At 59.6% G+C, this 8137-nt stretch carries 6 protein-coding genes and 1 rRNA gene; 1 reads left to right on the top strand and 6 read right to left on the bottom strand.

Translation table 11 applies throughout. The annotated features are described in order from the left end of the window. From BG22_RS09675 to BG22_RS09645, 6 genes are all read right to left on the bottom strand, one after another. Positions 1 to 87: ribosomal RNA gene (locus tag BG22_RS09675) — 16S ribosomal RNA — on the bottom strand; the annotation flags it as partial. A 757-nt stretch (positions 88 to 844) separates the two neighbouring features. After that, positions 845 to 2218, bottom strand: coding sequence for an aspartate aminotransferase family protein (locus BG22_RS09665; RefSeq protein WP_140495123.1), 1374 nt, complete (start codon positions 2216 to 2218; stop codon positions 845 to 847). 412 nt (positions 2219 to 2630) lie between these two features. Next, positions 2631 to 3926, bottom strand: a complete 1296-nt coding sequence (locus tag BG22_RS09660) for a PotD/PotF family extracellular solute-binding protein (RefSeq protein WP_140495121.1) — start codon at positions 3924 to 3926, stop codon at positions 2631 to 2633. An 11-nt stretch (positions 3927 to 3937) separates the two neighbouring features. Beyond that, a complete protein-coding gene (locus tag BG22_RS09655; RefSeq protein WP_140495119.1) occupies positions 3938 to 4915 on the bottom strand; it encodes an ABC transporter permease in 978 nt (325 codons plus the stop codon). Position 4916: 1 nt separating this feature from the next. Next, a complete protein-coding gene (locus BG22_RS09650; RefSeq protein WP_258186318.1) occupies positions 4917 to 5981 on the bottom strand; it encodes an ABC transporter permease in 1065 nt (354 codons plus the stop codon). Next, complete coding sequence (locus BG22_RS09645; protein WP_140495118.1) at positions 5978 to 7096, bottom strand: ABC transporter ATP-binding protein; 1119 nt, start codon at positions 7094 to 7096, stop codon at positions 5978 to 5980. The genes BG22_RS09650 and BG22_RS09645 overlap by 4 nt, the downstream gene beginning before the upstream one ends. Positions 7097 to 7524: 428 nt before the next feature. Here BG22_RS09645 and BG22_RS09640 point away from each other — a divergent pair, with 428 nt between their 5' ends. Continuing rightward, positions 7525 to 8031, top strand: a complete 507-nt coding sequence (locus BG22_RS09640; protein ID WP_094667827.1) for an Lrp/AsnC family transcriptional regulator — start codon at positions 7525 to 7527, stop codon at positions 8029 to 8031. The last annotated feature ends 106 nt before the right edge of the window (positions 8032 to 8137 follow it).

The raw sequence follows: 8137 nt of genomic DNA, 5'->3' as shown, positions 1-8137 counted from the left end.
CGGCCGAAACCAGGGATCCCGTTCGACTTGCATGTGTTAAGCACGCCGCCAGCGTTCATCCTGAGCCAGAATCGAACCCTCCACAAAAAAACATTGCAGAAAGCCAAACACGGCTCTCAAAAAAAGACGAGAAAAATCCTTAATAAGGAAAAAGAATCTCTCACACAAAACCCCATCACCATTCAACCATCTCTCAGGCACCCACCGGAACAAACCAGCAGGCAGGCAATGGACTGGCAATCATTGACTATAAAGAAGTAGTACAAACACGCTCTTGAGTTCTCAAACCACCACCACACTCCCACCTCGCAGCTCTCCAAGAGAAGAACCACTCGCTGAGCGGCAGCAAGGGATAAACTTACACGCAGACAACGAATCACGCAAATCAAGGCACAGATAAACCCCGGAAACCGCTGCAAACACACGGTTCCTTCGGCGTGTCGCAAACAGCCCCAAAACGCTGTTTCCAATACCAGAATAACTCGCTCCACCATCACATCAAGGCAACAAACTCCCTCATTCACCGGCGCGTCCCAAAAATTCCACGCTCAGACACCCCGCGTTCACGCGCCACGCATCATGCGCCATCAAAGCAAGCGCAATCCGACCATCAAGACCGCAGTGGCCTGTCTCGTTAATAATCGAGGTCTTCAGCTTCTGTCTCTCCCCCAGTCAGCTTCGATGCCAGCCCCATCATCATCAGGGGCCGATATCATTCAGACAATTGCGAGACAGACCAGTAGCGCACAATGATGGGAGGGTGGGGTGTTCACCGCGCAATGCAGCGAACACCCACACCCTCCCATCGTCAACTACCGTCAGACAATTGCACGAATGCGCGCAATCATGCCGTCAGATCGTGTGCCATCTCCTCGAAAGCGGCCAAGTAGGTGTCACAGGCCTTGTCGTCATGGGCGACGGACAGCGTCCACTCCTCTTCGCGTCCCGGGGCCATGTAGACGCCACGGTTGGCCTCATACAGCCACGCGAGCTGATTGAGCGCCGCGTTCTGCCCCTTGCGGAAGCTCACGTAGTCGGTGATCTTGTGCGGCGAGAACGTCACGCAACCCTTGGCGCCGAAGCCCTGCGCGTAGCCCGGGAAATCGTACTTCCTGATGATTTCGCGGCAACCGTCCATCAGGCGCTGGTTCATATGGTCGAGATGCTCGTAGGCCTCGGGGGTCAGCACCTTCTCGAGGCTGGCGCGGGCGGCGGCCATCGACAGCGGGTTGCCGGAGAACGTGCCGACCTGATAGACCTCGCCGTCCTCGACCACATGCATGACCTCGTCAGTACCACCGATCGCGCCGGAAGGCAGGCCGCCGGCGAGCGACTTGGCGATGGTGACCATGTCCGGCGTGACACCGAACAGCTTGGTGGCGCCGCCGGGGCCCACGGTCAGGCCGGTCTTGACCTCGTCGAAGATAAGCACGATGCCATGCCGCTTGGTCAGTTCGCGCACGCCCTCGAGGTAGCCGGGCTCGGGAGGCACGATGGACATGTTCATCAGGCAGGCCTCCATGATGAGGCAGGCCGGCGGATTGCCTCCCTCCTCCATCTCCTTGATGCGGTGCTCAAGGGCATCGAGATCGTTGAACGGCACCGGCACGGTGAGCTCGACGGTTGCCTTCGGGATGCCCGCGCCGTACGGCAGGGACTTGAGGTGGTAACGGTCGCCGATGTTGTTGTAGTCCTCGGAGATGGAGATCATCACCGCGTCGTGATGGCCGTGGTAGGAGCCGAAGATCTTCATGATGTGGTCGCGGTGCGTGTAGGCGCGGGCGATGCGAATGGCGTCCATCGTGGATTCGGAGCCGGAGTTGTTGAAACGCCACTTCGGAAGGCCGAAACGCTCGGTCAGCTCCTCGGCCACCACCACGTCGTCCCAATCCGGCATGGCGAAGTGCGAGCCTTTGGCGAAGCGGTCGTTGACCGCCTCGGCGATATACGGATTGGCATGGCCCTGCAGCATGGCGCCGAAGCCGTTGTTGAAGTCGTAGTATTCGTTGCCGTCCACGTCCCACATGCGGGAACCCTGACCACGGTCCACGTAGATGGGCCATGGGTCGCGCAGCTGGTAGGAAGAGGCGACGCCGTTGCACAGGTGCTTGCAGGCGCGCTCGTACATTTCGCGCGATTTGCCGAGCTTGGCGTTGAGCTTGTCACCTTCCTTCGCGGTCAGTTCCTTGATTTTCGTTTCATCGATGGTAGCCGCCATGGTGTCGCTCCTTCGGATCGGTTTCGTTGACGATTGGTGAGATTCAGGATTTCGTATGAGGTAAAAGCTAAACCTGCGTTTTTCTCAACGACTTTAGGTAATCACCTATTTATTTCGTAGGTATTAACGGCGCATTATTGCGATTTACATAGTCGCACCGCAACAGAATTGCGAAAACCATCACAAGACAACAAAAAGGCTCCTCTCGCGCAGGCGAGAGAAGCCGAAATCCATCCGCGAACCGGTCGGGGGCCGAGTCAAGCGCATTGCTTGCGCACACCCGCGCAATCCCGCAACCAAACGCGAGGTTTGTTGCAGAACGTTGCAGAATGAAGAAGGCGGACACAACAACAAACAAACGTTCGAATCCATGAAAGCCTGCTGTCACAACGGATCCGACGGTATGCCATCCTCAATTGCGGAAGTCCTCGAACATCATCGTGTAGTTGTCATTCAGCTTGTTGGAGCACCTCTTTTCGAGGATGGCGTGCTGCTCTTCAGTGGTGGAGGGCACGACGACGTTGAGTTTCCGCATGTCGGCAGGCAACAGGTCGTCGCCGCCTTTGAGCACACTGCCCGCGCCGGCATTCTGCTCCACCATGGTTTTATGCTGTGGATCGAGCATCCAATTGATGAACGTCTTGGCCTGATCCACGTTCTCGGCACCGCGCGAGATGGCCACGTTGTCCACGAATTTATTCGCGCCGTCGGACGGGAAGACAAACTTCAGGTCCGGGTTGCTCACCATCGCCTGATAGGCGTCGTAACTCCACGCCATACCGACTTTCTGCTCGCCGGACGCGAGTCGGTCGGCCACGCCTTCAGAGCTCATCACGCCCAGTTTCGACTTGTACTGTTCCAGCAGATCGGCGGCGTCCTGATAATCCTGGGGATTGGCGGTGCACTGGTCGGAGCCCACCGCGCGCAACGCGGCGTTGACCACTTCGATCTGGTCGCCGAGCAGCTGGGTCTTGCCCCAAGACGCCTTCGGATGGAAGAAGTCGTTCCACGACCGAGGCGCATCGGCCGCCGGAATCGACTTGGCATCGTACACGATGCCCGTATAACTCACGATGTATGGGATGGAATACTCCATTTTCTTGTCGTAATAGGGGTTGCGGAACTCGGATTTGATGTTCTTGGCGTTGGGCAGCGTGTCCACGTCGAATTTCATGAGCAGTTTTTCATGAATGAGCTGTTCGACCATGTAATCGCTGGGCATCACGATGTCGTACCCTTCACCACCGGTGGATTGCAGTTTGGCCTCAAGCGCCTCGTTGCTATCGAAGGTGTCGACCGTGAGCGAGATGCCAGTGTCTTGCTCGAAAGCCTTGATCACGTCGTCCGGCATGTACCCGGCCCATGTGTATATATGCAGTTCGCCACCGGTGGCCGCATGATACGGACCGACCGCGCTCACCACCGGACCGGAGGCGATGTCGCTCACCCCGCCGGAGCATGCGGCGAGCCCGACGGCCACCACACCGGCCAATCCCGCCGCCAAAGCCCGACGCAAACGGCCACGACGCATCAGAGCGCGATGTGCCGGACGCGCCGGCTTACCGAACGTCGTAGCCTCGCACCGCGCCGAGCGGTTTCCGGCGTATGACCCCGCGCAGGCTTCGGCATGGATCCCCGCCCGCATGATTCCGTTGGGCTCGCCGGACTTGCCGGCTCCGATCGTCTCACCGGTCTTGACTGTCATCATGTTCGCTCACCTCACTTCGACTTGCGGTTCGTCAGCAGCGTGGACGTCACCGTGACCACGACGGCCAGCAGCAGCAACAGCGCGGCGACCACGTTCACGCTCGGGTTCACGCCCTTGCGAATCAGGGAGAAGATATAAATCGGCAACGTGGTTGTGCCGGCGGTGGTCAGGAAGTTGGAGATCATGAAGTCGTCCATCGACACGACGAACGCCATCAGCGCTCCGGAGATGATGCCCGGAACCAACAGCGGCAGGGTCACGCGGAACACGGTGACCGGTCCGGATGCACCCAGGTCCTCGGCGGCCTCGAAACAGGCATGGTCGATGGTGGCCAGACGCGCGCGGATCGGCATCACGACGAACGGGATGCAGAACGTGGTGTGCGCGAGCACCAGCGGCACGAATCCGGGAGCGAGCCCGATGAGACGGATAAACGCCATGGTCGCCACGCCGAGCACGATTTCGGGGATGAGCATCGAGGCGTTGATGAGCATGGATGCGAGCGCCGAACCGGCTCGGGACATGTGGTCCACGGCCAACACGTACAGCACGCCGAGCACCGTGGAGAACACGGTGGCGAGCACGGCCACGAGCAGCGAGGTCTCGGTGGCGTTGATGATGGCGCCGTTAGTGAATACCTCGCCGTACCAGCGCAGGGAGAAGCCTTCCCACAGGAGCGCCTGGCGACCGCCGTTGAACGAGAAGAACACGACAATCACCATCGGCACATAGAGGAACGCCAGTACGAACACGCTGAGGAACCCGACCATCGGGAAGCGCCGCAAGGTGTTGCCCTGCTTGCCGGAACGCCGTGTGCTCCACATACGATCGGGCTGCTTGTATTCCAGTCCTTCCGGCATACGCACGCCAGAGGTCGTGCCGTCGGCGGCATCACGGTCCCGCTGCGCACGAGCCACCAGTGCGCCGAATTCACCGGCGTTGCCGTAGTCGACCTTGCCCGGGTCGGTATCGTCATGGAATACGGTCATGTCACTCACCCGCCTTTCTGGAAGCACGGCCGCCAATCACCGAGGCGATCAGCGCACCGAACAGGGTCACGGCCAGAATCACTGTGGACAGCGCGGCGCCGAACGGCCAATTGCGAGCCTCCGCGAACTGGGAGGCGATGAGGTTGCCGACCATGAGCACGCGGCCGCCGCCGAGCAGGACCGGTTGCACGTAGGAGCCGAAAGCCGGAATGAAGCACAGGGCGACACCGCTCATCACGCCGGGCATGGCGGCCCGGAAGATCACGCGGCGCATCACGGTGAGCTTGTGCGCGCCGAGGTCATACGCCGCCTCGACCAGACGGAAGTCGAATCCGGAAAGGGCCGAGTACATCGGCAGGATGGCGAACGGCAGGAACGTGTAGATCAGGCCGATCACCGAGGCGAACGAGGTGTACAGCATCTGTTGCGAGCCGATGCCAAGGAGTCGCATCGCCCAGTTGATCGGACCGTTTTCGTTGAGGATGAGCATCCATGCGTAAGTGCGCACCAGCAGGTTCGTCCAGAACGGAATGGTGACCAGAAGCACCAGAATCTGCTGGACCTTGGCGCTTTTCATCGACATCCACAGGGCGATCGGGAAGGCGAGCGCCACGCAAATCACCGTGGTCAGAAGGGCCTGCCACAGCGAGGTGCCGAACACGGCAAGGTAGCGGGTGTCGAACGAGCGATTGCCGAAGAAGTCGTGGCGGAACAGCAGTTTTTCGTAAGCGTCGGTGGAGAATGTGAACACCACGCCACCGCCCATATCGGGCCGGCTCATGAAGGAGAACGCGATGATGACCCCGATGGGCCCAAGCGTGAACAGCAATCCGATAAGGATGGAGGGCAGGGAGTAGAGACGGCTGAGCATTCCGGGCTTGACCGGGTGGGTTGAGGAGAACCAGCGGGACCACCGGGAAGGCGATTTCCGCACCGACGTCTCTGTTCCCGCTACCGGCTGCGCCGCGTCCATCGTCATAGTCTCCGTCATCGCCTCCGTCACGGCCTTGCCGGAACCGACGGCGGAAACATCAGGGACTGTCGTGCCTGACCTGTGTTCGTTCATCGTTCCACCACCCTCATGTGCTCGGCCTCGACTTCGACCGATACCGTGGCGCCCTCATGCAGCACGGCCGTGTCGTACGGCGGGGAGAGACGGACGAGTAGTGCAGTGCCGTCCGTGAGTCGCACCTCGCAACGCACGTCCGCGCCCATGAACATCAACGTCTCCACGGTGCCGGTGAGCGCGGTCTCGCGCGGGGCGGTAAGGGTGATGCGTTCGGGGCGGATCGCCGCGCTGATCTGCGCGCCGACCGGTAGTGCCGAAATGTCCTGCTTGACGCGGAATGGCACGCCTTCCACGGTGATTTCACCTTCCGCGCTTTTGACGGCGTCCACGAAGTTGATGTCGCCGATGAAGTCGGCCACGAATCTGTTGGCCGGCTCATTGTAGATCTCCTCCGGCGTACCCACCTGTTCGGGCCGGCCCTTGGAGAAGACGGCGATGTGGTCGCCCATCGACAGGGCCTCCTCCTGATCGTGCGTGACGAACACGAAAGTGATGCCGGTTTCACGCTGGATGCGCTTGAGTTCCACCTGCATCTGACGGCGCAGCTTGAAGTCGAGAGCGGAAAGGGATTCGTCGAGCAGCAGCACCTTGGGCCGCTTGGCGAGCGATCGGGCAAGCGCCACACGCTGCTGCTGGCCACCGGAGAGCTGGTTGGGTTTGCGGCCGCCGAACTCGCCCAGATGCACCAAGTCGAGCATTTCCTGAACGGTTTTGGCGATTTCGGCCTTCGGCTTCTTCTCCATTTCGAGTCCGAACGCCACGTTCTGTGCCACGGTCAGGTGCGGGAAGAGCGCATAGCTTTGGAAAACGGTGTTGACCGGGCGGTCGTACGGCGGCAGTTGGTCGATGCGCTGGTCGCCCAAATAGATCTCGCCGGCGTCCAGGCTTTCGAGACCAGCGATGGAGCGCAGCAGCGTGGTCTTGCCGCAGCCCGACGGGCCGAGCAGGATGAAGAACTCGCCTTGCCGGATGGCCAAGCTCACGTCGTTGATGGCGCGAACCTCCTTGCCCTCGGCGGATTGGAACACCTTGAACGCACGGTTGATCGTCAGTCCGGATTCCCTTGATTCGACTTCAGGGTCGCGTGCCACCAATGGTTGTACCTTGCTCATCGCGTCTCCTTCTGTTCGGCTCGTCACATCACAACCTTCAGTGAAGAAGACCACGGTTTCCATTACGTAAACGCAATATTGCGATTGTTTTCGTTGTTTTGCATCTCGATTATGCGAAAAACGTATTCTGCAACATGACATATCACGAAAATCGTATAAGAAAGCCGAAAACAACCTATCGGCAATCCCGGCATGGACGACACCGTCACTCGCCGATTCATATGCGATCGTTCAGTCACATAGTGGAACACGCGGCTCGCAGATACGCTTCAACGGAGCCCGGCAACGGCACCAGCACGGGAAGGAACTCTTGAAACGCACCCAGTATACGAAAATCGCAATCCGCAGACAGATGGATTAACGATTTCGAATTATTTGGACACACATGACGGGCATAATGGACGCAGCAGAAACGAACGGAGGGAACCATGACATCAGCGAAAACCAGCAGGGACGGCGGTGACGGCATCACAACGGACAGCCAGCCGCAGACGTTGGACGAGACCAACAAAAGAATCGTGACGCTGCTACAGGAGGACGGCCGGCGCTCATACGTGTCAATCGGCAAGGAGATCGGGCTTTCGGAGGCCGCGGTGCGACTGCGCGTGCAACGGATGCTGGATGACGGCATCATGCAGATCGTGGCGGTGACCAACCCGATGGACGTGGGCTTCAAGCGGCAGGCGATGGTGGGCATCACCGTCAATGGCGATATCGAATACGTGGCGCGCGAACTCAAGGAAATCAGCCAGATCGACTACGTGATCATCACAGCCGGCCGGTTTGACATCCTCGCTGAAATCTTCGCCGAAGACGACGAAAGCATGCTCGAGCTGGTCAACCGGCATATCCGTAAAATCGACGGCATCGACCGCACCGAACTGTTCACCTACATGCGACTGGAGTCCCAGCGCTACGACTGGGGCGTGAGGTAGAAGCTCTGCCGTGATGGGGCTGACCCGCTCTGAACTACCCCCTCAACCGGCTTAGCCGACAGCTGCTCCTGTAAAGGGAAGCCAAGCCTCCATCACTCGCATGACG

Source organism: Bifidobacterium sp. UTBIF-78 (assembly GCF_006408945.1).
Lineage (GTDB): Bacteria > Actinomycetota > Actinomycetes > Actinomycetales > Bifidobacteriaceae > Bifidobacterium > Bifidobacterium myosotis.
Note: the sequence above shows the minus strand (reverse complement) of the source record. Positions and strands in the feature narration are given on the sequence as shown.